General features: G+C 47.9%; 21 protein-coding genes, 1 tRNA gene, 2 rRNA genes and 3 pseudogenes. 17 read left to right on the forward strand and 10 right to left on the reverse strand.

All coding sequences use genetic code 11. The features are described from left to right. The first annotated feature begins 296 nt into the window (after positions 1 to 296). The 5 genes from N5E87_RS00200 to N5E87_RS00220 all read left to right on the forward strand — a co-directional run bounded on the left by N5E87_RS00200 (position 297) and on the right by N5E87_RS00220 (position 4,595). Positions 297 to 3,190, forward strand: a 23S ribosomal RNA gene (locus N5E87_RS00200). Between the two features lie 129 nt (positions 3,191 to 3,319). Then, a 5S ribosomal RNA gene (gene rrf / locus N5E87_RS00205) occupies positions 3,320 to 3,435 on the forward strand. Between the two features lie 36 nt (positions 3,436 to 3,471). Beyond that, positions 3,472 to 3,548, forward strand: a tRNA-Asp gene (locus tag N5E87_RS00210). 315 nt (positions 3,549 to 3,863) lie between these two features. Next, the gene (locus tag N5E87_RS00215; RefSeq protein ID WP_011715336.1) at positions 3,864 to 4,118 is read left to right on the forward strand and encodes a YkgJ family cysteine cluster protein; all 255 of its coding nucleotides are present in this window, start codon (positions 3,864 to 3,866) and stop codon (positions 4,116 to 4,118) included. Positions 4,119 to 4,139: 21 nt separating this feature from the next. Continuing rightward, positions 4,140 to 4,595, forward strand: a complete 456-nt coding sequence (locus N5E87_RS00220; protein ID WP_011620877.1) for an Rrf2 family transcriptional regulator — start codon at positions 4,140 to 4,142, stop codon at positions 4,593 to 4,595. Here the strand turns inward: N5E87_RS00220 and N5E87_RS00225 are convergent. From N5E87_RS00225 to gpmM, 4 genes are read right to left on the reverse strand one after another with little or no spacing between them, the layout of a single operon-like run. Continuing rightward, positions 4,570 to 5,325, reverse strand: coding sequence for a divergent polysaccharide deacetylase family protein (locus N5E87_RS00225; protein ID WP_126512204.1), 756 nt, complete (start codon positions 5,323 to 5,325; stop codon positions 4,570 to 4,572). The genes N5E87_RS00220 and N5E87_RS00225 overlap by 26 nt on opposite strands. A gap of 12 nt (positions 5,326 to 5,337) precedes the next feature. Further along, entirely contained in the window at positions 5,338 to 6,543 is a 1,206-nt protein-coding gene (locus N5E87_RS00230) for a S41 family peptidase (protein ID WP_126512205.1), read from the reverse strand. A 48-nt stretch (positions 6,544 to 6,591) separates the two neighbouring features. Then, positions 6,592 to 7,725: a peptidoglycan DD-metalloendopeptidase family protein gene (locus N5E87_RS00235; RefSeq protein ID WP_126512206.1), complete on the reverse strand. Its 1,134-nt coding sequence runs from the start codon at positions 7,723 to 7,725 to the stop codon at positions 6,592 to 6,594. 10 nt (positions 7,726 to 7,735) lie between these two features. After that, positions 7,736 to 9,280 carry a 2,3-bisphosphoglycerate-independent phosphoglycerate mutase gene (gene gpmM, locus N5E87_RS00240; RefSeq protein ID WP_126512207.1) on the reverse strand — a complete coding sequence of 515 codons (1,545 nt, stop codon included), beginning with the start codon at positions 9,278 to 9,280 and terminating at the stop codon, positions 7,736 to 7,738. A gap of 265 nt (positions 9,281 to 9,545) precedes the next feature. On the opposite strand from gpmM, the gene N5E87_RS00245 reads away from it, so the two are divergent. From N5E87_RS00245 to N5E87_RS00280, 8 genes and pseudogenes are all read left to right on the forward strand, one after another. Next, positions 9,546 to 9,980, forward strand: a complete 435-nt coding sequence (locus tag N5E87_RS00245) for a rhodanese-like domain-containing protein (protein WP_011620881.1) — start codon at positions 9,546 to 9,548, stop codon at positions 9,978 to 9,980. Positions 9,981 to 10,240: 260 nt separating this feature from the next. Continuing rightward, complete coding sequence (gene secB, locus N5E87_RS00250) at positions 10,241 to 10,726, forward strand: protein-export chaperone SecB (RefSeq protein WP_011620882.1); 486 nt, start codon at positions 10,241 to 10,243, stop codon at positions 10,724 to 10,726. Between the two features lie 4 nt (positions 10,727 to 10,730). Beyond that, entirely contained in the window at positions 10,731 to 11,747 is a 1,017-nt protein-coding gene (gpsA, locus tag N5E87_RS00255) for an NAD(P)H-dependent glycerol-3-phosphate dehydrogenase (protein WP_011620883.1), read from the forward strand. 238 nt (positions 11,748 to 11,985) lie between these two features. Continuing rightward, the gene (locus N5E87_RS00260; protein WP_126512208.1) at positions 11,986 to 13,170 is read left to right on the forward strand and encodes an NAD(P)/FAD-dependent oxidoreductase; all 1,185 of its coding nucleotides are present in this window, start codon (positions 11,986 to 11,988) and stop codon (positions 13,168 to 13,170) included. Between the two features lie 129 nt (positions 13,171 to 13,299). Continuing rightward, positions 13,300 to 14,121: a TnsA endonuclease N-terminal domain-containing protein gene (locus N5E87_RS00265; RefSeq protein ID WP_032470400.1), complete on the forward strand. Its 822-nt coding sequence runs from the start codon at positions 13,300 to 13,302 to the stop codon at positions 14,119 to 14,121. Continuing rightward, on the forward strand, positions 14,111 to 15,595 hold the full coding sequence (locus N5E87_RS00270; protein ID WP_279774888.1) for a transposase: 1,485 nt from the start codon (positions 14,111 to 14,113) through the stop codon (positions 15,593 to 15,595). The genes N5E87_RS00265 and N5E87_RS00270 overlap by 11 nt, the downstream gene beginning before the upstream one ends. A gap of 27 nt (positions 15,596 to 15,622) precedes the next feature. Then, positions 15,623 to 17,178 (forward strand): IS3-like element ISSpu6 family transposase gene (locus N5E87_RS00275; RefSeq protein ID WP_086937296.1). Its coding sequence is split into 2 segments (ribosomal slippage): positions 15,623 to 16,085 and positions 16,085 to 17,178, totalling 1,557 coding nucleotides; the frame shifts between segments, so codons are not numbered across the junction. Between the two features lie 40 nt (positions 17,179 to 17,218). Continuing rightward, positions 17,219 to 18,075 (forward strand): annotated as a pseudogene (locus tag N5E87_RS00280) (IS3-like element ISSpu6 family transposase); the annotation flags it as partial. A gap of 38 nt (positions 18,076 to 18,113) precedes the next feature. On the opposite strand, the pseudogene N5E87_RS00285 reads toward N5E87_RS00280, so the two are convergent. After that, a pseudogene (locus N5E87_RS00285) lies at positions 18,114 to 18,701 on the reverse strand (integrase core domain-containing protein); the annotation flags it as partial. On the opposite strand from N5E87_RS00285, the pseudogene N5E87_RS00290 reads away from it, so the two are divergent. The 3 genes and pseudogenes from N5E87_RS00290 to N5E87_RS00300 form a co-directional block, all read left to right on the forward strand. Next, positions 18,700 to 18,981, forward strand: a pseudogene (locus tag N5E87_RS00290) (IS3 family transposase); the annotation flags it as partial. The pseudogenes N5E87_RS00285 and N5E87_RS00290 sit on opposite strands and share 2 nt — an antisense overlap. 602 nt (positions 18,982 to 19,583) lie before the next feature. Next, positions 19,584 to 19,955, forward strand: a complete 372-nt coding sequence (locus tag N5E87_RS00295; RefSeq protein WP_086904959.1) for a DUF4440 domain-containing protein — start codon at positions 19,584 to 19,586, stop codon at positions 19,953 to 19,955. A 101-nt stretch (positions 19,956 to 20,056) separates the two neighbouring features. Then, positions 20,057 to 20,572 carry a hypothetical protein gene (locus tag N5E87_RS00300; protein ID WP_086904958.1) on the forward strand — a complete coding sequence of 172 codons (516 nt, stop codon included), beginning with the start codon at positions 20,057 to 20,059 and terminating at the stop codon, positions 20,570 to 20,572. A 544-nt stretch (positions 20,573 to 21,116) separates the two neighbouring features. Here the strand turns inward: N5E87_RS00300 and N5E87_RS00305 are convergent. The 5 genes from N5E87_RS00305 to N5E87_RS00325 all read right to left on the reverse strand — a co-directional run bounded on the left by N5E87_RS00305 (position 21,117) and on the right by N5E87_RS00325 (position 26,114). Beyond that, positions 21,117 to 22,478: a TrkH family potassium uptake protein gene (locus tag N5E87_RS00305; protein ID WP_126512211.1), complete on the reverse strand. Its 1,362-nt coding sequence runs from the start codon at positions 22,476 to 22,478 to the stop codon at positions 21,117 to 21,119. 1 nt (position 22,479) lies between these two features. Next, positions 22,480 to 23,178: a TrkA family potassium uptake protein gene (locus N5E87_RS00310; protein WP_011624699.1), complete on the reverse strand. Its 699-nt coding sequence runs from the start codon at positions 23,176 to 23,178 to the stop codon at positions 22,480 to 22,482. Positions 23,179 to 23,222: 44 nt separating this feature from the next. After that, on the reverse strand, positions 23,223 to 23,912 hold the full coding sequence (locus N5E87_RS00315; RefSeq protein WP_086902930.1) for a response regulator transcription factor: 690 nt from the start codon (positions 23,910 to 23,912) through the stop codon (positions 23,223 to 23,225). Next, complete coding sequence (locus tag N5E87_RS00320) at positions 23,913 to 24,959, reverse strand: DUF4118 domain-containing protein (protein ID WP_011624701.1); 1,047 nt, start codon at positions 24,957 to 24,959, stop codon at positions 23,913 to 23,915. It lies immediately after the preceding gene. Positions 24,960 to 25,187: 228 nt separating this feature from the next. After that, the gene (locus tag N5E87_RS00325; protein WP_086902929.1) at positions 25,188 to 26,114 is read right to left on the reverse strand and encodes a pirin family protein; all 927 of its coding nucleotides are present in this window, start codon (positions 26,112 to 26,114) and stop codon (positions 25,188 to 25,190) included. Positions 26,115 to 26,248: 134 nt separating this feature from the next. On the opposite strand from N5E87_RS00325, the gene N5E87_RS00330 reads away from it, so the two are divergent. Continuing rightward, positions 26,249 to 26,986, forward strand: a complete 738-nt coding sequence (locus tag N5E87_RS00330) for a sulfite exporter TauE/SafE family protein (RefSeq protein ID WP_279766721.1) — start codon at positions 26,249 to 26,251, stop codon at positions 26,984 to 26,986. Positions 26,987 to 26,999: the final 13 nt, after the last annotated feature.

Raw genomic sequence — 26,999 nt, forward strand, 5'->3', positions numbered from 1 at the left:
TAACTCGATGTTTGTTGAGTGTTCACACAGATGGCTTGTTGAACTTCTCGAAAGAGGAGGGAGAGCGAAATGCACCGCGAGCCGGTAAGCATTGTTCTTTAACAATTTGGAAAGCTGATAGTAATTAATACAATGATATCTGTCGTTGTGTTAATACGAAAAAAATTGAGTTCTTAAAACACTTTTTAAGTGTCTTGAATATTCAAGTCTAAGGCGAGTCCATCTTCTTGGTCGAAGATGAGACAAGTAAAACCAGCTGGTCGCAACAATTCAAGTGAAACTCATTTGGGTTGTATGGTTAAGCGACTAAGCGTATACGGTGGATGCCTTGGCAGTCAGAGGCGATGAAGGACGTAGTAACTTGCGAAAAGCGTTGGCGAGCTAGTAACAAGCATTTGAGCTAACGATGTCCGAATGGGGGAACCCAGCAGCATAAGCTGTTATCACTACATGAATACATAGTGTAGTGAGGCAAACGAGGGGAACTGAAACATCTAAGTACCCTTAGGAAAAGAAATCAACCGAGATTCCCCTAGTAGCGGCGAGCGAACGGGGATTAGCCCTTAAGTCAGAGGGGTGTTAGTGGAATGGTCTGGAAAGTCCAGCGGCACAGGGTGATAGCCCCGTACACGAAAACTAACCTTTGATGAAAACGAGTAAGGCGGGACACGTGATATCCTGTTTGAATATGGGGGGACCATCCTCCAAGGCTAAATACTCCTGACTGACCGATAGTGAACCAGTACCGTGAGGGAAAGGCGAAAAGAACCCCTGTGAGGGGAGTGAAATAGAACCTGAAACCGTATACGTACAAGCAGTGGGAGCGGTTCTTGAGACCGTGACTGCGTACCTTTTGTATAATGGGTCAGCGACTTACGTTTTGTAGCGAGGTTAAGCGAATAGCGGAGCCGTAGGGAAACCGAGTGTTAACTGCGCGTTTAGTTGCAAGGCGTAGACCCGAAACCCGGTGATCTAGCCATGGGCAGGTTGAAGGTTGAGTAACATCAACTGGAGGACCGAACCGACTAATGTTGAAAAATTAGCGGATGACTTGTGGCTGGGGGTGAAAGGCCAATCAAACCGGGAGATATCTGGTTCTCCTCGAAAGCTATTTAGGTAGCGCCTCGGACGAACACCTTTGGGGGTAGAGCACTGTTAAGGCTAGGGGGTCATCCCGACTTACCAACCCTTTGCAAACTCCGAATACCAAAGAGTGCTATCCGGGAGACAGACGGCGGGTGCTAACGTCCGTCGTCAAAAGGGAAACAACCCAGACCGTCAGCTAAGGTCCCAAAGTGTATGTTAAGTGGGAAACGATGTGGGAAGGCTTAGACAGCTAGGATGTTGGCTTAGAAGCAGCCATCATTTAAAGAAAGCGTAATAGCTCACTAGTCGAGTCGGCCTGCGCGGAAGATGTAACGGGGCTAAACATACCACCGAAGCTACGGGTGCAATCCATTAGGGTTGCGCGGTAGAGGAGCGTTCTGTAAGCCGTTGAAGGTGAAGGGGTAACCCACGCTGGAGGTATCAGAAGTGCGAATGCTGACATGAGTAACGATAAAGGGGGTGAAAAACCCCCTCGCCGAAAGACCAAGGGTTCCTGTCCAACGTTAATCGGGGCAGGGTGAGTCGACCCCTAAGGCGAGGCCGAAAGGCGTAGTCGATGGGAAACAGATTAATATTTCTGTACTTCCGCTAACTGCGATGGAGAGACGGAGAAGGCTAGGCTAGCGCGGCGTTGGTAGTCCGCGTTTAAGGTGGTAGGTGGAACGCTTAGGCAAATCCGGGCGTTCTTAACACTGAGAGCTGATGACGAGTCCCCAAGGGGATGAAGTAGTTGATGCCATGCTTCCAGGAAAATCTTCTAAGCTTCAGGTTAGCGGGAATCGTACCCCAAACCGACACAGGTGGTCGGGTAGAGAATACCAAGGCGCTTGAGAGAACTCGGCTGAAGGAACTAGGCAAAATGGTACCGTAACTTCGGGAGAAGGTACGCTGCTGTTGGTGATGGGACTTGCTCCCTAAGCTGACGGCAGTCGCAGATACCAGGTGGCTGCAACTGTTTATCAAAAACACAGCACTGTGCAAAATCGCAAGATGACGTATACGGTGTGACGCCTGCCCGGTGCCGGAAGGTTAATTGATTGGGTTATCGCAAGAGAAGCTCATGATCGAAGCCCCGGTAAACGGCGGCCGTAACTATAACGGTCCTAAGGTAGCGAAATTCCTTGTCGGGTAAGTTCCGACCTGCACGAATGGCGTAATGATGGCCACGCTGTCTCCAGCCGAGACTCAGTGAAGTTGAAATTGCGGTGAAGATGCCGTATACCCGCGGCTAGACGGAAAGACCCCGTGAACCTTTACTATAGCTTGGCACTGAACATTGACCCTACATGTGTAGGATAGGTGGGAGACTTTGAAGCGGGAACGCTAGTTCTCGTGGAGTCGTCCTTGAAATACCACCCTTGTAGTGTTGATGTTCTAACTTGGGCCCCTAATCGGGGTTAAGGACAGTGCCTGGTGGGTAGTTTGACTGGGGCGGTCTCCTCCCAAAGAGTAACGGAGGAGCACGAAGGTTGGCTAAGTACGGTCGGACATCGTACGGTTAGTGCAATGGCATAAGCCAGCTTAACTGCGAGACAGACACGTCGAGCAGGTACGAAAGTAGGTCATAGTGATCCGGTGGTTCTGAATGGAAGGGCCATCGCTCAACGGATAAAAGGTACTCCGGGGATAACAGGCTGATACCGCCCAAGAGTTCATATCGACGGCGGTGTTTGGCACCTCGATGTCGGCTCATCACATCCTGGGGCTGAAGTCGGTCCCAAGGGTATGGCTGTTCGCCATTTAAAGTGGTACGCGAGCTGGGTTCAGAACGTCGTGAGACAGTTCGGTCCCTATCTGCCGTGGGCGTTGGATGATTGAGGGGAGTTGCTCCTAGTACGAGAGGACCGGAGTGAACGAACCGCTGGTGTTCGGGTTGTCATGCCAATGGCATTGCCCGGTAGCTATGTTCGGAATCGATAACCGCTGAAAGCATCTAAGCGGGAAGCGAGCCCCAAGATGAGTCATCCCTTGGACTATAAGTCCACTAAAGAGCCGTTCGAGACTAGGACGTTGATAGGTCAGGTGTGTAAGCGTTGTGAGGCGTTGAGCTAACTGATACTAATGACTCGAGAGGCTTAACCATACAACCCAGATGGGTTTTACTAAGTGATACTTAGACGAATAGAAACACTTAAGAAGTGCACTCAATCCAGCTTTCCGAATTAATTTACTGCCTGCATGAGATAAGACGGGTAAGTAAATAGCAAATTTGCTTGGTGACAATAGCATTGTGGTCCCACCTGATCCCATCCCGAACTCAGAAGTGAAACGCAATCGCGCCGATGGTAGTGTGGGGTCTCCCCATGCGAGAGTAGGTCATCGCCAAGCGCCTAATTTAGCTTAATGTGCAAACGTTAAGTTAAAGGAGCGGTAGTTCAGTTGGTTAGAATACCGGCCTGTCACGCCGGGGGTCGCGGGTTCGAGTCCCGTCCGCTCCGCCAACATTAAGAGATAAGCCTCTGCAGCAATGCAGAGGCTTTTTTCGTTATGTCGTTTTGTCTATTTCCGCTTACAACGAATTCGTTGACTGGGATATCACAGATAACGGCTTACTTTTGGCGAGTCGTTATCTACTTGGTTTTTGATTAAAAGAGCTTAGCGATTTGTTTATGATAAACTGCTCATTTTTATGGTGAGGCTGGCTAGTTTTTCATTTGTGGGAATGCGGTTGTGCGCCACTTGGCAGTATTGAACTGTGCTTCTGCCTTCACATCAATTAAACGTTATAATGTCTACCAACTTTTACGAGTAATAAAATGAATTGTCGTTTAGGCTGCGGTGCTTGTTGTATTGCACCTTCTATTAGCAGTGGGATCCCAGGTATGCCAAATGGTAAGGCGGCTGGGGAACGCTGTGTGCAGCTCAGTGATGATAATTTATGTTTGATTTTCGGCTCGCCTGATCGTCCCGCGGTTTGTAGTGATTTTGACGCCTCTTTAGATGTCTGTGGACACTCTAATGAAGAGGCGCTCTGGTTGATCACAAACCTTGAAACTCAAACATCTCAATAGTTTATTGCTGACAGGTGAATTATGCAGTTAACACGCTATACCGACTTTGGTGTTCGCACGCTGATGTATCTGGCGGTTCAGCCCGATCGAACAACCCTATTCAGGATCGCAGAGATTACCGAGGTATTTGATTTGTCGCCAAATCATGTCTCGAAGATTGTGCATCATTTAGGCAAATTAGGTTATCTGGAAACCATACGCGGTAAAATGGGCGGATTTCGTTTAGGGAAACCAGCGAGCGAGATTAACCTCGGACAGCTTATCCGTGCGTTAGAGAACTCTCTGGCACCGATTGATTGCAGCAAACCCTATTGCCGTTTTACTCCCGCCTGCCAGTTGAAGGGCGTGTTAGCCCAAGCCGTTGAGGCGTATTTAAACGTACTCGATCAATACAGCCTGCAGGACATTGTCAGCAATCGAAATGAGTTGTTGGCACTGCTGCCAGACATGACTATCTCTGTCTTACAGTTGGATTAGTGCCTTTCTCATGGGCTAGTTCGATGGGCAACAAGCTTGACGTCGGTACTAGCTCAATCCCTTCCGCCTTTAGGCGCGCTAAGTTTGTTTTTAAGAAGTGAATGGTTTCTGGGTAAGGATGAGCGATAGCGACTAAACTGCCTTGCGAGTGAGCCTGACTTATCATCAAATTAAACTGTTTTTCCAATGCTGCGGCACTGACGTCATTATCGAGAAAGAGCTGGCGTCGTAGCAGTGGCACGCCGAGCGAATCTGCCTTATCTCCCGCCTTAGTGAACTTGGTTGTCATACTATCGACAAAGTAGAGCTGCTTCTGCTTTAGCGTTTCCATCACCCACAACATAGGATCATCGAGCTGCGTTAGCAGGCTTCCCATATGATTGTTGGCGCCTTTAGCAAAGGGCACACTGGCGATGGCGGCAAGTACACTGCTACGTATCTGTGCTTCGCTCATATTATTCGTTAAACCACCAACACCTAAGGCTTTGCCATTGAGTGCCTGCATGGGTAAGTGCAGCATAATCTCGTGGCCTTTGGCGTGCGCAGCTTTGGCCAATTTATTGCTGAGCGGCGTATGTGGCAGTACCGACAAGGTGACTGCGCTTGGGAGTGACAGCACGGCTTCGTCGGTGTGGCGATAGCCAATATCATCGATGATCAAGGCGATTTGGGCCGCATTGCTTGGCGCAATGCTCAGAGCCCAAAGGGCCAATATGTAAAATAGACGCACTATTTCTTCTTATTAGTCATGATGTTGCATCCAAGCGATTGCCGAGGTGACTAGGCTGTCTTGGCTAACATCGGTTCGTGCTGAGATGGCGTCGATTATAGCCATATTCTTTTGATTGGAGCCAGTTTCGGTTGCAACTTTAATGTCGGGCACTATGCCGATATCGTGAATGTTTTCCCCTCTGGGGGTGTTGTACTGGGCGATGGTGAGCTTGATGGCATTGCCGTCATTGAGTATGGGGATAAGACTTTGCACTGTGCCTTTGCCAAAGCTCGTTTCACCGAGCAGTTTAGCGCGGCCATTTTCCTGCAGGGCGGCTGCGAGGACTTCGGAGGCGGAGGCAGAGCCTTTATTGATCAGTACTAACATAGGCACATTGGTCAGCATGGTTTGCGGTGAGGCGTAATAGTCGGAGTTGGCATCGAAAAAGCGGCCAGAGGTTGAGACGATTCGGCCCTTCGCTAAAAACAGATCGGCAATCTTGATTGCCTGATCCAGCAAGCCGCCGGGATTATTGCGTAAATCTAAAATCAGGCCTGTAAGATGCGCGTTTTGCCACTGGCTTAAACTGCGCACCATGTCTTCGGTGGAGTTCTCTTGAAAGCTACTGAGCCTAATGTAGCCGATATTACCATCCAGCAATTTGCTGGCGACAGATTGAATCGTAATTGTACTGGGCTTAAGGGATACCTCAAATTCCACGGCATCATTACGGTGTTTAAGCGTCAGGCGGATACTTTGATTGCTGAGGCTATGTTGTTTGATTTGATTGAGGATATCCGCAAGATTGGTTTCGGTAGTTGGGGTGTCATTCAGCTTGATAATGATATCGCCCGCTTGGATACCGGCCTGTTCGGCGGGGGAATTGGCAAAGGGCGCGATAATGCTGATATGGTCTTTATCGCTGGCGACCTCAAAGCCAAAGCCGAAGTATTCGCCGCGATTGGAGTCTTTTAAGTCGAGTAACTCTTGGTGATTTAAAAAGCTGGAATAGGGATCTAAGTGCTCAAAAATCCCTTTAATGGCGGCTTGCACCAGCTCATCTTTGGAAACGGTTTTAACGTAATAGGTTTCGACCGTTTCTAATACATCCTGCAATAGCGGGTAGTCGAAGTCACTCTGATATGACTTGGCATTCTCTTGGCTGGAGAGGCTAATGGACAGGCCTAGGCTTAGGCCGAGTCCAAGGCAGACGATATTGCGGATTAGTTGTTTCATAGCCGTCCCCTGTGATGATGGGGACGGCCACCTTAGCGACAGTACTGATTAACGGCAGTACTTGGCTGGATCGACCGCTTGCCCCTTATACCTTATTTCAAAGTATAGGCCAGGCTCTGTCTGTCCACCCGAACGTCCGACTAAAGCAATAGCTTCACCGGTTTTGACCATATCCCCAGGGCTTTTTAACAGGGCCTGCGCATGGCCGTAGAGGCTCATATAACCTTTACCATGGTCTATCACCATCACCATACCAAAGCCTTTAAGCCAGTCGGCATAAATGACCTTACCGCCGGAAACTGCACGAATATTTTGTCCTTCGGGTGCTGAGAGCATAGTGCCTTTCCACACCACTTGACCGGATCTCGGGCTGCCAAAGCTGGCACTGACACGACCTTTGGTCGGCCACTTGAGTTTGCCGCCTTGTTTATCGAAGCCTTCCATCGAGGGGTTATCACGCATCGCCTTAAGCGCTTGCTCAACCACTCGTTTTAAGCTGGCTTCTTCAATTTGCAGTTGTTCGAGTTCGGCGCCCTTGGTATTCAGGGTGCGCTGTAATTCTTTTAGGGTGAGCTGGCGTTGATCTTGTTCTTGGTTCAAGCGCTTAGATTGCACTTGTTGCTCGGCCATCAGCTTAGTTAATTGTTTTTGCTTGCTGGTTTGCGAGACTTTAATTTCATCTAGTTCGGTGATGGTTTTCTTTAACTCGTTAATCGAGTTCATGCGTGCCTTGTTGAGGTATTGGTAATAGGCCAACATCCGCTCAATCGTGGCGGGACTCTGCTGATTCAGCATCATCTTAGTGTAATCGTGGTTACCGGCAAGATAGGCGCTCGAGAGTTGTTTTGATAGCGTTTTTTGCTGGCTGACCTTGAGGGTTTCTAACTCTTCTTGGCGTTGTTTGAGTTCGGCGAGCTTAGTATCAATCTGCGCCAAACTGTTTCTGGTGCTATTGACCTTTTTGGCTGCCGCCGCAATCGCCTCTTCGTCACTACGCAGCAGAGCGAGTAACTTTTCCCGCTGTTTACTGGTGTTTTTGAGCGCACTTTGTTGTTGGTTGATCTGCGCTTGGATGGATTTCAACTCGGACTGACGCTTCTCCAAATCAGAAGCGTAGACCGAGAAAGATAACATCATAAAGCCAGCAATAATGCTGGCTTTAACGGGGAGTCGAGTGCTCACTAGGTAACAACTACTCTTTTACGTGGATTAAGGGCTTACCCGTCATCTCTGCGGGAATGGTTTCACCCATCAGGTGCAGAATCGTTGGGGCGACATCGCTCAGTTTACCACCTTCATCTATGGTGGCGTCACGGCCAACAAACACAAAGGGCACGAGTTCGCTGGTATGCGCCGTATGGGCTTGGCCAGTGGTTTCGTCGGTCATCTGCTCGGCGTTGCCGTGGTCGGCGGTAATAATACATTCGCCGCCCACTTTCGCCAGTGCGTCAACTACGCGGCCGATACAGGCATCGACAGCTTCGCAGGCTTTAACCGCCGCATCGAAGTTGCCAGTATGACCCACCATATCACCGTTCGGGTAGTTACAGATAATCACATCGTATTGAGCGGATTCAATCGCTGCGACTAACTTATCCGTCAGCTCGGTTGAGCTCATCTCAGGTTGTAAGTCGTAGGTTGCCACTTTAGGTGAGTTGATCAGGATACGATCTTCACCGTTGAATGGCTCTTCCTTACCGCCGTTGAAGAAGAAGGTCACATGGGCGTATTTTTCAGTTTCGGAGATACGTAACTGAGTACGGCCACGGTTTTGCAGCACTTCACCTAAGGTATTCACTAGGTTTTCAGAAGGATAAGCGATAGGTGCTTTGATATCTGCTGCGTATTCGGTCAGCGTTACAAAGTTAACCTTTGGCGTCACTGCACGTTCAAAACCATCGAAATCGGCATTGATAAAGCTACGGGTGATTTGACGAGCACGGTCGGCGCGGAAGTTCATGAAAATCAGCGCGTCGCCATCGTTTAAGCTGGCAACCTTGCCTTCGCTGTCGGTAATGGCAGAAGACGACACAAATTCATCGTTTTCGTTACGCTCGTAAGCGGCTTCTAACGCGGTCACGGCATTATCGTATTGGAACTTCGCCTTGCCTTGAGTGATCAGCTCGTAAGCCTGAGACACACGGTCCCAACGGTTATCACGGTCCATGGCAAAGTAACGGCCAATAATTGAGGCGATACGGCCATGGCCCAATGTAGTAAACAGATCATCAAAGTGGCTTAGGCTGCCTTTGGCGCTGCGAGGTGGGGTATCGCGACCATCTAAGAAGGCATGTAAGTACACTTTAGTGGCACCGCGCGCCACTGCCATACGGCACATGGCTTCGATATGCTCTTCATGGCTGTGTACGCCACCGGGAGAGAGCAGACCCATAATGTGCACTGCACCGCCGGCTTTGACTGCCGCATCGACGGCATTGCAAAGGGCTGGGTTTTGTTCAAACTCATGATCTGCAATGGCTTTGCTGATACGAGTCAGCTCTTGGTAAACGATTCGGCCAGAACCTAAGTTGATATGGCCTACTTCAGAGTTCCCCATCTGCCCATCGGGCAAGCCTACATCTAAGCCTGAACCTGAAATTAAACCGTGGGCATATTGGGCGTTGAGACGGTCTAGTACTGGTGTGTTGGCGTGATAAATCGCATTCATATGCGTATTTTCACGGTAACCCCAGCCATCGAGGATCAACAACGCGATTGGACGTTTAGTTGTCGTCATGGTGATACCTTTAAAGTTTAAGGAAGCTAAAGAAATCTGAAATTGGTTAAATATTACTACGTAAGCGGGGTACGAAAAAGCGCTTTACCTAGATTAAGGTCATCGAATCGCTATTTGAGCAGATTCTGTGAGCGCCAAGAGAAGCGAGATGGCGCAAGGGCTGAGCTGTGTTCTAGAACTGTGACTAAACAGCTGCAATCTGCCAAGGCAATGGGTATACTCTGTGCCCTTATCGAATTTTTCGCCATTTATACGGGCTGTAACCATGCAAGAATATATCGAATTTTTTAAGGCTCACACTATGCTAAGTCTGGCTTGGGTGGGTTTGTTTGTAATGCTTGTGGTCAGTGTGATCAAATCGAGCTTCTCTAAAATCAAAAATGTCACTCATCAAGAACTCACCACTATGGTGAACAGACAAGACGCTAAAGTCGTGGATGTGCGTTCAAATGACGAGTTCCGTAAGGGCCATATTGTTGATGCAGTTAACGTTACGCTCGCGGATATCAAAAATAATCAGGTTTCAGCCCTTGAAAAGTTCAAAGGCAGTCCCATTATACTGGTATGCAATGCTGGCATGACCTCGTCTCAAGCGGCTCAGCTTTTAAGTAAACAAGGTTTTGAAAACCTGTATAACTTGAAAGGTGGTATGGGTGAATGGCAGGCAGCGAATATGCCTGTTTCAAAAAGCAAAAGATAAGTTGTCGGCGGCAGTTATGCGCTGTGCTGCATAGTTAATTGATTGTGCAGCAGTTGCGTCATCATTGTTTGGCATACTAATCCTGTGGTCACTAAGGGCTTAAATTAAGTATTTAGATTGACTTCAAAAGTACCCCGTTAAGGGAACGTTGGGACGGTACTGAGATCTCATTCAGGCATCAAAGCATAAGCCCAGCTAAATAGACAAAAAAGCCAACCAGATAAGTGTTGGCATAACATTGATAGGATAGGTAGGAAATTATGGCTGAAGTAGCAAACAACGAACAACAAGCCCCACAATTCAACATCCAACGTGTTTACACTAAAGATGTTTCTTTCGAAACACCTAACAGCCCAGCTGTATTCCAAAAAGAATGGAATCCAGAAGTTAAGTTAGATTTAGACACTCGCAGCGCTAAATTAGCCGATGACGTATACGAAGTGGTTCTGTCTTTGACTGTGACTGCACAAAACGCTGGCGAAACTGCATTCCTGTGTGAAGTACAACAAGCAGGTATCTTCTCAATCGCAGGTCTGACTGAGCCACAACTGGCTCACTCATTAGGTGCATACTGCCCTAACATCCTATTCCCATATGCGCGTGAAGCTGTAGGTAGCTTAGTGGGTCGTGGTACTTTCCCACAACTGAACTTAGCACCAGTAAACTTCGACGCTCTGTTCGCACAATACGTGCAACAACGTCAAGCCGCAGCAGCTGCACCAGCAGCCGAAGAAGCTAACGCTTAATTACATGAAAAACTCTGCCGATATCACGGTGTTAGGGGCGGGCTCTTATGGCACCGCCCTTGCCATCTCTCTAGCCAGCAATGGTCATAAGACCTTGTTGTGGGGGCACGATCCTGCCCATATGCAAACGCTCGCTCAGGACAAATGCAACCAAGCTTTCTTGCCTGGTATTGCCTTCCCCGAGTGTTTACATATCGAAGCCGACTTAGCCAAAGCCTTAGCGGCCAGCAATAATGTGCTGGTTGTGGTACCTAGCCATGTGTTTGGCTCGGTACTGGCCCAAGCGAAACCTTTGTTACGCCAAGATGCTCGCATCGTATGGGCGACCAAAGGACTCGAGCCTGAAACCGGACGTTTGCTGCAAGATGTGGCCCGTGATGTGTTAGGCGAGCAATATCCGCTGGCGGTATTGTCAGGACCGACGTTCGCGAAGGAATTAGCTATGGGGTTACCTACGGCGATTTCGGTTGCGGGTACTTGTCCCAAATTTACCGCTGAGCTAGTGGAATTGCTGCACAGCCCTAAACGTTTACGCGTTTATGCTAACGACGACTTTATCGGCCTGCAATTAGGCGGCGCGGTGAAGAACGTTATCGCCATTGGTGCGGGCATGTCAGACGGTATTGGCTTTGGTGCTAATGCCAGAACGGCGTTAATTACCCGTGGTTTGGTCGAGTTAACCCGCTTAGGCGAAGCCTTAGGCGCCAGTACCGCCACCTTTATGGGTATGGCTGGATTAGGCGATCTAGTGTTGACTTGTACCGACAACCAATCCCGTAACCGCCGCTTTGGTTTAGCCTTAGGTAAAGGCTGCGATGTGGATACCGCACAGGCAGAAATCGGCCAAGTGGTTGAAGGTTATCGCAATACTAAAGAAGTGTTTACGCTGGCGAAGCGCATGGGCGTCGAAATGCCGATCACCGAGCAAATCTACCAAGTGTTATACCAAGGCAAAGCGCCCTTGGATGCCGCCAAAGAACTACTCAGCAGAGAAAAGAAATCAGAAACGCCAGCGCAATAAAGCGCGAGTCGTGATGATGCTGAATAAAATAAAGGGTGCTAAAATAGCGCCCTTTTTTATGTCCGATCGCCATCGCCTTAATGTACTGGCAGCAGTCTGTATTGGCTGTATCCATCAAGGCTGGATGCTGAACGCGGAATATCTACCCCAATATCAAAGACCAATACTGTAACCCAGTCTTTGAACTATTTGGGATGATGGGCAATAGCCAAATTAATTTATCGACTGGAGTATAAGTGTGAAACATCATGATGTAATTATTATCGGAGCCGGCGCCGCAGGATTAATGTGTGCTGCAACAGCGGGTTACCGAGGTCGTGATGTACTGGTACTCGATAATGCCAAGCAGGCTGGGCGTAAAATCCTTATCAGCGGTGGCGGCCGTTGTAACTTTACCAACCTTAAAGTCGAACCCGCCAACTTTATCTGTGGCAACCCACACTTTGTCAAATCCGCATTGGCGCGTTATCCGTCGCAGCAGTTTATTGAACTGGTTGAGCGCCACGGCATTGAATACCACGAGCGTGACCATGGCCAGCTGTTCTGTAATGACTCGGCCAAAGAGATAGTTACTATGCTGCTGACCGAATGTGAGTGGGCGGGTGTGAGCATTAAACTTCGCACCGATATTCTGGCTGTGAGCAAAACCGAGGCAGGCCGCTTTGAGCTAAACACCTCAAATGGCGAGTTAAGTTGCGACTCCTTAGTGATCGCCACCGGCGGTTTATCAATGCCAAAACTTGGCGCCACGCCTTACGGCTATCAATTGGCCGAGCAGTTTGGGCTTAAGGTGTTGCCAACTCACGCGGGTCTGGTGCCTTTTACTTGGCACAGCGAAGATAAAATTCGCTTCGAACCGTTGTCGGGCATTGCCGTACCGAGCCGCATTACCGCCAAAGATGGCACCGCCTTTAGTGAAGCCCTGCTCTTTACTCACAGAGGCTTATCTGGCCCCGCTATTTTGCAGATTTCCAACTATTGGAAAGCGGGCGAAACCATAGAAATCAATCTATTACCCAATATGGACGCAGCACAGGCTTTAGAGCAACAACTGGCCGCACATCCTAAACAGAGTCTGCGTAATACCTTAAGCCAGTGGTTGCCTAAGCGGCTGGTGGAAGTGTTATTCGATGAAGCTTTACTCAACAAAGCCTTAAATCAGCTGGTTCATGCAGAGCGCGCCAAGTTAGTCGACGATTTGCACCACTGGACAGTCTTAATGAATGGCACTGAAGGCTATCGCACCGCCGAAGTGACCCTCGGCGGCGTGGATACCCATGAACTGTCTTCCAAAACCATGGAAGCCATAAAAGTCCCCGGCCTGTTTTTTATCGGCGAAGTGATGGATGTCAGCGGTTGGTTAGGCGGGTTTAATTTTCAATGGGCCTGGGCGTCTGGTGTGGCAGCAGGAAGGGCGGTTTAGTTGTGTAGGTAAAATAAAGATTGCCAATATCAAATAATGATTGCCCTAATCAACCTTCATGTAAAATAAAGTTTGCCATAATCCACTGGTAGGCCTACGCTTTCAGTATTCACGATTGCAGGAGCGATTATGGCTCGAAGCTTTGAAACTTATGAGGATTACAAACGTCATTTAAGGAATAAATGGGGTCAAGGTGAAGGGAGAACATATAAGCCTTGGTTTACGACTAAGGATGTTAAAGCTCCTGAAGCTTTTAGAGCTGAGATCTTTGGCCTGAAAACTGGAAGGGTTCATCACTTTCTTTCATCCAAAGAAGCTCAGCTCTTCTACATACTTGAACACCGTGATGACGTTATTGATATTCGAGAACAGTTTCCATTACTTCCTTTGGAGTTAAGCCAGAAGATAGCAAGAACACTTGGGGTTAAGCACCCTACGGTTACGAAAACCGGCATCCCGTTTATCATGACTACTGACATTTTAGCGACCGTAAAATGTGGTACTGGTAAATCTTATCTTGCTTTTTGTGTTAAGCCTGAAGAGAAATTAAATGATTCTAGGGTTCTTGAGAAAATTGAAATTGAAAGAATTTGGTGGGAACTGCTGGGAGTACCCTTTCAGGTATTTACTGGAAACGACGGAACAGAGATTTTAAGTCGAAATTTGTCATGGGTAACAGACCCTCTACGTTCCAGTACCCAATATGAAATTGGAAAGTTTGTTGAACCTGCATTATCTCTTCTCTCTCCTGGTAAGTATCTAAAATCAGATATTTGTAATATGTTTATGAGCACTTTTTATATTGATAGTGTAAGTGCTTTAAATATCCTAAGGATGATAATTGCTAAAAGACTCATCACTGTTGATTTGACTACTTTACTTGAAACTTCTTCAATTATTACGATTAATAGCATTTCTTTAGACGCGAGGAGAGTTGCTGGTGGAGATTGAAATCAATAGCATTTGGGAGTTTAGAGATGTAGAAGGCTTTAAAGACGGGATCTACAGAGTACTTAGAATAGAAGATAACATCTCTGCACTCATTGTGTTTAACCTTGAACACACTACCAAAATTGTTAGGCCAGCTTTGCTTCAGATTGAACACTTTCGTGTGCGTTTCAAGAAGAAAAAGATCCAAAAAACAATTTATGAGCTGAGTCCTTACTTGCTACACGATGAAGAGATAATCCCTGTAAAGTATAAATCTTTAAGAGAAGAAAGATATAAAAAGATTAAAGAGCTAGTTCAAGATCCAGATCTTCTTTTTGATTTTTCAACAAAGCGAAAAATCCCAGAGGTTTCTATTCAAGCCATAAAGTGTGGAACTGACAATAAGACGATTTATCGGCTTCTCAACCTATATTGGAGGCTTGGCCAGACAAAGAACTCGTTACTTCCAGCATATAGTTTAAGCGGGGGCAAAGGTAAAATAAGAGAAGCCGTAAACAATAGCCTCGGAACTAAACCTGTTTCTCGGACAGGACAATTCTGTTCCCATCAATCATATATTGTCAAAGAAAAGGATCGAGAATTATTCGAAAAGGCTTTAAAAAAATACTACCTAAAGCCTAATGGACTCAACTTAAAAGAAACATATAAGAATTTACTAAGACAGAGCTACCAGTTTGAGATTTTGGATGCTTATTATTTGGATACGATTCCAGGTGTTCCTAGCTATAGGCAATTCATAAATTGGTCAAAAAAAATCTTCGACCAGCATGAGATTGTTAAATTTAGGACAAGTGAAACCGACTATCTAAGAAATAAAAGAGCGGTAGAAGCGAGCATCACAGATAGAACACCTTTACCAGGTAGTTGTTTTGAGATTGATGCAACTGTAGCTGATGTCCATATTGTTTCTGAGTTGCGTAGAAACCATGTCATAGGTCGGCCAACTATTTATTCAATTATTGATCGTGCCAGCCGAATGATAGTTGGGTTTCATGTTTCTTTGTACCATGCATCATGGAAAGCTGCGCGACAGGCTTTAGTTAATGCGTTCTCATCGAAAATTGAATATTGCCAACAATTTGGAATTGAGATAAGTGAAGACGATTGGCCATGTTCACACCTGCCACAGCGATTGATTTGTGATAACGGAGAAATGATTGGGCTGAAACCACAAGAGCTCATAGTGCCTCTGACAGAGTTACAAATTGCTCCCCCTTATCGACCTGATTGTAAGAGCTTAGTTGAAAGACGATTTGGCTACTTGAATGATAAATCGCTCCATCGTCTGCTGGGAAGCAGTCGTGGCGGTAAAATAATTAGAGGTAGTCCTGACCCTAGAAAAAGTGCAATTTATACGTTACGAGAGATAACAACGCTTTTAATCAGAGATGTAATAGAGCACAACAAAGAAATCTTTGATGACCTCCCCCCTGTGTCAGGATTGTTGTCACCCCTAAATAATCATTATGTTTAAAGACAGGGTGCGGCAAAAGAGAACGATATGGCTCGGTATTCACCAGAACGTAAAGAAGCGATCCTTAAAAAATTATTACCTCCTCACAACTTAACGGTCGCAGAGGTCGCTCGGGAAGAAGGCATCGCGGTGCAAACCTTGTATCATTGGCGAGATATTGCCAGAAAAGAAGGTCGCCCCGTGCCAGGTAAAACATTAACAGCCGATGATTGGTCGGCTGAAGCAAAACTTGCCGTGATTATTGAAACAGCGCCGCTGTCGGAAGCGGAGATAAACCAGTATTGCCGTGAAAAGGGCTTGTTCCGCGAGCAAGTACAGCAGTGGAAACAGGATTGTTTAGCTGGTTTTCAAACCTCAGAAGTACAAACTAAAACCATTAAACAGCAGGCTAAGGCTGACAAAGCCGAAATCAAATCGCTGCAACGGGAATTGCGCTATAAGGAGAAAGCGCTGGCTGAAGCTGCTGCGTTACTGGTGCTCAGAAAAAAGCTCAATGCGCTCTGGGGGGACGACAGCGAGGAGAGCTAACCCCCTTGCCTGAGCGCATAGCATTGATTGCCTTAATCCAAGAGGCCTATACCAATGGTGCTCGCCTTTATAAGGCTTGTGCTGAAACGGGCCTCAGTAAGCGTACCTATCGACGTTGGTATCGAGAAGGTCAAGTGCAAGCTGATTTAAGGCCAACAGCAGCTCGACCAGAGCCAGCAAATAAACTCGAAGAACATGAGCGACAACAGATATTAAGTGTGTGCAATCAAGCGGAGTACGCCAGCTTACCCCCGTCGCAAATTGTGCCAACATTATTAGATAACGGGATTTATATCGCCTCGGAATCCAGCTTCTACAGAGTGTTAAATGCTCATGGTCAACTTAACCATCGTGGCCGCACTCAGGCTGCGGTCAATCGAAGCAAACCGTTGAGTTATCGGGCAGATGGGCCGAATCAAGTGTGGTCATGGGACATCACTTATTTAGCCTCAATCGTCAAAGGCCAGTTCTACTATTTGTACCTGTTTGAAGATATTTACAGTAGAAAAATAGTGGGTTACGAAGTTCATGAGCAAGAAAGTGGGGAATATGCCGCTGCGCTAATCCAACGCTGTCTGTTACGCGAGCAATGCTTTAACACGCCATTAGTGCTGCATTCTGATAATGGGGCGCCGATGAAGTCACTGACCATGAAAGCCAAGCTGGAAGAGCTTGGTATTACGGCATCATTAAGTCGGCCGCGGGTGAGTAATGACAACCCCTTTTCAGAGTCGTTATTTAAAACGTTGAAATACCGCCCACAGTGGCCGGCATCAGGTTTTAGCTGCTTAGCAACAGCAAGAGAATGGGTGGAAAAGTTTGTAACCTGGTACAACGATGAGCATAAACACAGCCAGCTAAATTTTGTCTCACCAGGGCAACGTCATGCACTGCAAGATGGCGCTATTTTAGCGAAGCGCAAGAAAGTGCTTGAGGCGGCGAAGGAAAGAAAACCGATGCGTTGGTCTACAGAGATCAGAAATTGTGAAGCGGTTGGCGCTGTAACACTCAACCCAGATAAGGCACCAGAAGAAGGCGTAATAAATGCAGCTTAATATTTAAACAAAGAGTGACAACTATCTTGAAAAACACCGGCTGGCTGAAGCTGCTGCGTTACTGGTGCTCAGAAAAAAGCTCAATGCGCTCTGGGGGGACGACAGCGAGGAGAGCTAACCCCCTTGCCTGAGCGCATAGCATTGATTGCCTTAATCCAAGAGGCCTATACCAATGGTGCTCGCCTTTATAAGGCTTGTGCTGAAACGGGCCTCAGTAAGCGTACCTATCGACGTTGGTATCGAGAAGGTCAAGTGCAAGCTGATTTAAGGCCAACAGCAGCTCGACCAGAGCCAGCAAATAAACTCGAAGAACATGAGCGACAACAGATATTAAGTGTGTGCAATCAAGCGGAGTACGCCAGCTTACCCCCGTCGCAAATTGTGCCAACATTATTAGATAACGGGATTTATATCGCCTCGGAATCCAGCTTCTACAGAGTGTTAAATGCTCATGGTCAACTTAACCATCGTGGCCGCACTCAGGCTGCGGTCAATCGAAGCAAACCGTTGAGTTATCGGGCAGATGGGCCGAATCAAGTGTGGTCATGGGACATCACTTATTTAGCCTCAATCGTCAAAGGCCAGTTCTACTATTTGTACCTGTTTGAAGATATTTACAGTAGAAAAATAGTGGGTTACGAAGTTCATGAGCAAGAAAGTGGGGAATATGCCGCTGCGCTAATCCAACGCTGTCTGTTACGCGAGCAATGCTTTAACACGCCATTAGTGCTGCATTCTGATAATGGGGCGCCGATGAAGTCACTGACCATGAAAGCCAAGCTGGAAGAGCTTGGTATTACGGCATCATTAAGTCGGCCGCGGGTGAGTAATGACAACCCCTTTTCAGAGTCGTTATTTAAAACGTTGAAATACCGCCCACAGTGGCCGGCATCAGGCGGTGTTTTTCAAGATAGTTGTCACTCTTTGTTTAAATATTAAGCTGCATTTATTACGCCTTCTTCTGGTGCCTTATCTGGGTTGAGTGTTACAGCGCCAACCGCTTCACAATTTCTGATCTCTGTAGACCAACGCATCGGTTTTCTTTCCTTCGCCGCCTCAAGCACTTTCTTGCGCTTCGCTAAAATAGCGCCATCTTGCAGTGCATGACGTTGCCCTGGTGAGACAAAATTTAGCTGGCTGTGTTTATGCTCATCGTTGTACCAGGTTACAAACTTTTCCACCCATTCTCTTGCTGTTGCTAAGCAGCTAAAACCTGATGCCGGCCACTGTGGGCGGTATTTCAACGTTTTAAATAACGACTCTGAAAAGGGGTTGTCATTACTCACCCGCGGCCGACTTAATGATGCCGTAATACCAAGCTCTTCCAGCTTGGCTTTCATGGTCAGTGACTTCATCGGCGCCCCATTATCAGAATGCAGCACTAATGGCGTGTTAAAGCATTGCTCGCGTAACAGACAGCGTTGGATTAGCGCAGCGGCATATTCCCCACTTTCTTGCTCATGAACTTCGTAACCCACTATTTTTCTACTGTAAATATCTTCAAACAGGTACAAATAGTAGAACGGTTTTAGCTGCTTAGCAACAGCAAGAGAATGGGTGGAAAAGTTTGTAACCTGGTACAACGATGAGCATAAACACAGCCAGCTAAATTTTGTCTCACCAGGGCAACGTCATGCACTGCAAGATGGCGCTATTTTAGCGAAGCGCAAGAAAGTGCTTGAGGCGGCGAAGGAAAGAAAACCGATGCGTTGGTCTACAGAGATCAGAAATTGTGAAGCGGTTGGCGCTGTAACACTCAACCCAGATAAGGCACCAGAAGAAGGCGTAATAAATGCAGCTTAATATTTAAACAAAGAGTGACAACTATCTTGAAAAACACCGCCAGTGACACGCCGCCCTTTTATTTTACAAGAAGTATCCCTATAGGCTCGACGGCGGCATCTGCAATACATGGAAGTGTAAATGCCGCCAACGGACACTGTTGCAACAATGGCAATTTTAACGACCATTGAACTATTCATCTGGCTAAAGGCTTTTGCCTCATTACGTGTTTCGGCTCGTTAGCTCAACCGAAAATTCCCACTCCTGCTGCTGTACAAATTTTTATCTATTTGCCTATGTTTTGCCTTACCAGAAATTGACTAACAATGTATGGGTATACAGTCATATTTAAATTTAGGTATTTGGGGATGATTTGAAGGCAAGAACATTGCGCACTAATTCCATCCGCAATAAATAAAACACTATAAAATCAGGTGAATATAGTAACTGAATTTTAGTTAATAGGTTTGGAAAACGCGCATGCGCGTTTTTCCAGATGGTATATTAGGCAAAAAGCTGATAAGTTCTTTGTATACAGATAGTTAACTGTGCGCGTTTTCACTGGTCTAACATGATAAACGCGCATGCGCACGAATAAAATGTTAGGGCATTTTGGAGGTTCCATGGAGGATTTGGAGAGAATATTAATTGAGTTGGAGGAGCGTCTTTTCCAGCCTGATGTTCGAAATTCTTCAAGTGAACTCGCTCAGCTAATTTCTGATGATTTTATTGAAATTGGTGCTTCAGGGTTGCGATTTGGGAAGGCAAATGTATTGGAGCGTTTACCAACTGAGGTTGCGCCTGAAATAACCGCAAGTAATTACGAGTTACGTATGTTTGGCCCGGATTGTGCTCAGTTGTTATACAAAGTGAAGATGTCAAAAATTGATCATCCATCGCCAATTTATTCGCATAGATGTTCAGTCTGGCGACAGAACAATAGCGCTCAATGGCAAATGATTTACCATCAAGGGACAACATGTGCACCGTTTTAGTGTGCAGCCCTAACAAGTGCCTTAAACATCGCGGCCTTCGGCCGCTGGACTCGCAACAAGTTGCTCGCCGTTTAGGCGATAGTTAAGTTACCAAGGAAGATATGCGTAAATTTCTGGCATTGGATAAAAAATCTCAAATAGACTTGCGAGAAAAGTATCCAGATCTTGATAAGTTGTATGCTGTAGAAGATACAGATGCATATACTTACATGGCGGTTTCGGTTTTCGACCGTTGGTTGGGAGAAGAAGACTCAATTAAATACTTATCTGACGTTTCTGATGAGGAGCAACAAAGTAGAGATGCAAAATTCGTTAAATTTGCGAAAAAATTAATCGATAACACTGAGGTTCTAAACTTTACATTTAAAGGTCGTTGGAGTTCAGCTAAACCACAATTTCGAAAATTTACCTCGGATGCTGCTAAAGAAGCTTACTTAATGTGCGCTCCACATAATGTAGATAGTAGTCATTTTTATAAAGTGGTGCTGCCTGAGTTGGAGGCTGTATATTTTGAAAGCTGGGACGACACTAATGTTTTCTACTTACGTAATCCTAAACACGCAGAAAAAATTGAAAAATGGGCTAATGAATGTGGCTTATACCGTCTAAATAGGTAACTTAACAAGCGCATCAAAAATGACGTCAAACGCTTGGCTGGCGCTCATTCTTCGCTAATTTTAGCCAAGCATTATCCGCATTTTATGCGGGCGTTAGCCCATAGATATTCTTATCCAAAACAGACACGTTCGAGTTAAGGCTTTAACTCGAAAATGTCCCATAAACGAGTCGCATATCTTCTTTAAAACAAATAGGTTACGCCGATGCTAAACAGGTGAACCATGGTGATTAGCGAGACGACCGTCCGCCCCATGGCCGCTCTTTGGCATCCATGCCATCGTGGCATTCGTGAATCCATTTACATCAGACGGGCGGCCCGGCATCCAAGGATGGACTTGAACAACATCCGTGTTTAACGGCCAGTTCGCCTTCCATGGCTCTCGTTCATAAGCTTAGAAACCCAAGGTTCTATTCACCGCGTCGTCGATCAAATGCCGTGGCTCACCTATCCGTCAGCGTTTCCATAGACAACTCGATCATCCCACAGGCTCAAGATTACAACTCTCTGATTATCAGTAAATTTGTTGTGCCACCAACCAATCCTTAGCCAATTGCTAATTTGGTTTCTGCATAGCGCAGCTTTTTTACCCTTGGGTTGGCAAGGAAGTAGGCCAACATCAGTGGGCCGAGGCGTCCCATAAACATCATAAAGATGATAATGCCTTGGCCTGCGCTGGATAAATTGCCTGTTAATCCACGGGATAGCCCGACGGTGCCGAGGGCGGATACGGCTTCGAAGGCGATATCCATTATCGGGGCTTTTTCGGTAAGCACGAGGGCGAATATTGCCAGCCAAGTGACGCCGATGGAGATCATCGTTAGAGCGAGCGCCTTGCTAATGGTATCTTTGGGGATTTCGCGCTTAAACACATACACTGCTTCATCGCGGCGTAAATAGCCGTAGGTGGCGAGGATTAACACCATAAAGGTCACCACCTTAATGCCGCTGGCGGTGCTGAGGGAGCCGCCGCCGATAAACATCAGCACTAAAATCAATAGGGTGGAACCATCCTCGAGTTGGTCTATGGGCAGGGTGTTAAAGCCTGCGGTGCGTGGGGTCACGGCTTGAAACCAAGAGGCTAACCATTTGCCGAGTTCGCTTAAGGGGGCGAGGGTGTTGGGGTTGTTGTACTCAATCAAGTAAATGGCAATCACGGCTACGGCGTTGATCAGTATGGTGCCAGTAATCATCATGCGGCTGTAGACGGTGAGTTTCGACCAACGTTTATTGCGCTTGAGGTCAATCCACACCGAAAACCCAAGGCCGCCCACAATAAATAAACCTGTGATGGTGAGGTTAACGACTGGGTCGGCCACATAGGGGATTAAGCTATCTGGGCTTAGGGCAAAACCCGCGTTATTAAAGGCGCTAATGGTATAAAAGAAGCCATGAAATAGGCTGGTTTGCCAGCCCAGCTCGCCGCTCCAGTAGACGGATAAAATCAGCATACCCACAGCTTCAACCAATAGTGAAAACACCAGCACGGCCTTAGCGGTCGAGACTAAGGTGGAGGTATCGGTTTGATTAAACGCTTCTTTCGCCACTGTTTGCTGCAAGAAACCTATCTTACCGCCCAGCGCTATTAGCGTGACTATGGCAAAGGTCATCAAACCTAGGCCGCCGCATTGAATTAACAGCGCGATAATCACTTGGCCAAAGGGCGTGAACACACTGCCTGTATCGACGACCACAAGCCCTGTGACCGTCACCGCCGAGGTCACGGTAAAGAGGCTTTGCAGCCAAGTAATGGGCGACTCGGTGGCGATGGGCAGTTTAAGCAAGCAAGTGCCAACTAAGATCAGCAGAGCAAAACTGACACTTAAGATAAAAGGCGGCGCGCCAAAGAGTTTTTTACCGCTTTTAGGTGTGTGCTCTAGGGTGAGCGAAGGGTGCCATTGAACCACGTTACACCAACCTTGGTGCGAGCTGTTTTAACTCGGCACGGCTACCGCAGAGGAATAGGGCATCCTCTGTGTGCAGGCTAAAGTCGCTATCAATCTTGCTAAATACGTTGTGCTCACGCTTAACCATCAGCGCCGCTACCTTGCCCTTAGGATTGCGTGGGACATTGGTTTGCTCATCGGCGCTGTGCTCCTGCAAGCTCCCGAGCAGTTGGCCAACAGTGGTGTGATGCAACTGGGCTTTAATATGGATTTCAACAATATAAAGCCCATCGCCGATGGCGAGAAAGTTATTCACCATAGGGTAGTTAAGCGACTGGGCGACGCGGATCCCCATTTCTTCCTCGGGATGAATAATACGGGCAACGCCGAGTTTCGACACTATGGTGTGGTGCGCCTTGGTGCTGGCCTTGACCCAAATCGTCTGCACGCCGAGGTTTTTCAGTGCCAGTGTGCACAGCAGGCTAGACTGCATATCCTCACCGATAGCGACCAGCACTGCCTCGCAGTTGGTCAGATCGAGTTCGCGCAGCGACGCCTCATCGGCGCAGTCGCAAATCACCGCTTCGGTAAGACTTTCTACATATTTTTCAACGATTTTGGGGTCGCTATCGACACCGGTAACCGTGTGGCCTAAGTGGATGAGTTCGAGGCTCGCGGCAACGCCGAAGCGGCCTAATCCGATGACAGTAAAATGTGCCATTTCATATCCTTTTGTGATTGAGCTAAAGAGTGAGGCGAGTTGGCCTAGGGCGGGCCGAGGTCGGTGAGTCGATACCCTAAGCCGGGCTCGGTTTTGATCAGCTGTTGTTCGTCGCTGTCGTTGAGCTTTTTACGCAGTTGGCGGACTAAAATCCGTAGATAGTGGCTATCTTCTTGGTGAGTCTCACCCCAAATATTGCGCAGCAGTTCGCTTTGTTTCAGTAATTGCCCCGGGTGGGACATGAGTTGGGCGAGCAGGGCAAATTCCTTTTTAGTGAGTGCCACTTCCTGTTGATTGAGCCAGCATTGATGGCTGCTCTTTTGTAGGGTGAGCGGGCCAAATTGCAGCATATCGATGGGGCTTGAGGTATCCACAAGGTCGCGGACTAATACCTTGATACGCACGATTAATTCTCTGATGCCAAAGGGCTTACTCAGATAATCGTTAGCACCTGCCTCGAGCAGGCGGATTTTTTCTTCCTCCTGATCGCGGGCGGTGAGCACCAGCACTGGGGTCTTATCCTGCTGGCGCAGCCCATGGAGCAACTCGATACCATCGCCATCGGGCAGGCCGAGGTCGAGCACGATAAGGTGCGGTTGGTGGCTTTGGTATTGTTTGAGCGCCGTGGCTATGCTGGTGGCGCTTAAGTATTCAAAGCCTTCCGCTTCGAGTGAGATCCGCATAAAGGTATGGATTTGCGGCTCATCATCCACCACTAATATCTTATAAGCCATTTATGCCGCCTCCGTGGTTATGGGTAAAGCGATGCGGATCAGGCTGCCTTGGGCGACACTTTCGGCGCCGATGCTGCCCCTGTGGGCGGTAATAATGCCTTTAGCGACCGCAAGGCCTAATCCCGCACCGCCATCGGTCGAGGGATGTTGACGATAGAACAGCTCGAAAATGGCCTCGGCGTCGGCTGGCGCTATGCCCTGTCCTAAGTCTTGAATATCGATGCGTAGCAGCTGTTGGTGGCGGTATAGGTTTACCGTAACAGGCAGTTCTGCGGGCGAGTAGCGCAGGGCATTGTCGAGCACATTGAAAATCGCCTGTTCAATCAAAGAGCTACAAATCATTAATGGCGGAAGCTCTGGCTCACTATGAATTTGGATCCTAGGTTGCGCGGTTTGAAAGCGGGCAATAGTGCGCTGTAATACTTCGCGTAGATTGGCTTCGTCTAGGCTAAATTTGAGCGCGCCATGTTGTAACTTGGTCGCCTGCAAGAGGTTTTCAATATATTGGTGCAGGCGATGACTCTCGGCAGCGGCCGAGTCGATAAGCTCCTCGTTTTGCTCTGGGCTGAGTTTAGCTTGGTATTCCTTCAGCGTGGTTAAGGTGCCGATAATGGTCGCAAGCGGCGTGCGTAAATCGTGGGAGACAGAGAGCAAAATGCTATTTCTAAGCTGTGCCTGTTCGAGTGCCTGTTGCTGGCGGCGATAATGTTCGGCTAACTTGCTGCTAGTGAGGGCGACCAGCAAAAACACGCTTAGATTGACTATGTCTTCGACGTTGAACATCTGCAACGAATAGCGCGGGGTGGTAAATAAAAAATTGAAACTCACTGCGCCAAACACGGCCACAAAATAGGCGTAGTTGGCGCTGCATTGCAGGGCCACGGCGACCACGGCTAATTGCAGGATAAGCAGTACGGCAATGGCCGAGCCTGAAAAGTAATCAATCAAATAGCTTGTGAGCAGAGCAATCACTAACAACATGGCGGTAAATAACGCGGGGTGCGTGCGCCAGTATTGGTTGATGGAGGCTGTGTTTGCAAAAGTCATAACGGCTAAGGCGTTGCTGAAGTTAAGGCTACTCTAGCAAAGGCCTGTAGGGATAGCGCGTAAAAAATCCGTAAAATTTTCTGGGGTTTGGCTTGTGAATGTTGTCTGGCATTTACATCAGGCTGGCGGTTCTGCTCGCCAAGTTGCATTGGATAGTGGCTGCAAATACCGCCATTACGCGAGGTAATCTAGCTCGGTTACCTCGCGCTAACGCATGAAAGGCTTGGGCTACCAAGGGATGGGCGGCGGCATTAAGCGTTTGCCGTTATAACCCTGCACAGTGGCAAAACGTGGGGACTTGGCCTCCCAATCGGCTTGGGCGCTGGCGATATCTTCCTTGCTGTGGCCGACAAAATTCCACCAAATACTGACGGTGTCGGCGAGGGGGGCGCCGCCAATCAGCAGTAAACGTGCGCCAGGGTGAAGGTCGAGCGTCACACTCTCGCGCAGCATGCCAAGGTAAGCGAGGTTATTGTTATCAAAGGCCTCGTCGTCGATATCGAATCTGCCTTCGAGTGGCATTAGGCCATATTCAAATCGCGGATCCAGCCTGAGCGTCAGTTGAGTGGCCTCTGCGGCAAAGATATCGAGCGCGACGATTGGTGAAAAGTGTAGCGTGGGCGCTTGTTTATCCTTCCACGAGCCAATCAATAGGGTAAATTCGGCGCCCGCTTCCTGCCAAGTGGGCAGCTGGGGATAATGGTCGAATCTAGGGACAGTGTCTTTGTGTTCCAGCGGCAGCGCAATCCATAACTGCACCGCATGCATAGTGCGATGACCTTCGACGGACTCTTCGGTGTGGGCAATACCATGGCCTGCGGTCATCAGATTGACCTGCTTTGGGCGGATCACTTGGGCGCTACCTAGGCTGTCCCTGTGCATGATTTCCCCCTCCAGCATCCAAGTGAAGGTTTGAAGGCCGATATGGGGATGCTCGCCCACATTCATTAAGGGGCCGTCGGTGACTGGGCCAATATGATCCAGAAAACACCAAGGTCCTATGAGTCGACGCGGTTTTTGCGGAATCGCCCGCGCCACGGGTATCCCGCCCACATCACTGATTTTTGGGGCAATTTGCTGGATTTGGATCCGCCCATCTTCGACGGGGCATTCCCTTGGGCCGCCGTAAAATGGCGATGTTTGCATTTGACTCATATCGACTCCTTATCTTCATTTAGACACGGATAGACTTAACATTTATGCTGGTGCAGCGAGGCGTGTTATCGCCCTCAAGGTCTGTTACTCGTTGCTCGACCTTAATGACTTTAACGCAATATTGGGAATAAGGGATGTTAACAGACCCTGTTTTTTGGCTGGTGGCGATTCCTGCGGTGTTGATCACTGGGATCTCTAAATCGGGTTTTGCCGGCGGTGTCGGTGGCTTGACCGTGCCCCTGTTAGCGCTGGCCATTAGCCCGGCAACCGCGGCGGCAATCATGTTGCCATTGCTGATTTATATGGATTTTTTAAGTGTTCGCTCCTGGTGGGGCCAACATAATCCTCGCCAATTATGGATCCTTTTACCCTCAGCGATTGTGGGCATAGGCATAGCCTATTGGTTGTTCGACCGCTTAAACGAAGATTACTTACGGGCGATTTTAGGCTGTGTGTCCTTAGGTTTTGGTCTTTATGGCTTGATATTAGGGGATAAAACCCAAGCAACGCCTTCGCCACTCGTGGGGCGACTCTGCGGCTTAACCGCAGGCTTTACCAGCTTTGTGGCCCATGCGGGCGGGCCGCCACTCAATGCCTATTTGCTGCCGTTACGCTTGGCCAAGCCAGAGTTTTTAGCCACGGCAGTGGTATTTTTTGCGGTGGTGAATCTGGTTAAGTTGGTGCCCTATAGTCTGCTCGGGCAAATTAACCAAGGTAACATTCTGATTTCGCTATTACTTGCGCCTTTGGCTTGGTTAGGCGTAAAACTGGGGTTGGCGATTCAAGATAAGATCAGCGATAGGTTGTTTAAACGCATCATCTTGATTTTAATGGTGCTGGTGGGTATTCGTTTATTGTGGACGGCGTTATAGTTTTAAGCTTGGG

It is taken from the genome of Shewanella sp. GD03713, from assembly GCF_029843705.1.
Taxonomy (GTDB): Bacteria; Pseudomonadota; Gammaproteobacteria; order Enterobacterales; family Shewanellaceae; genus Shewanella.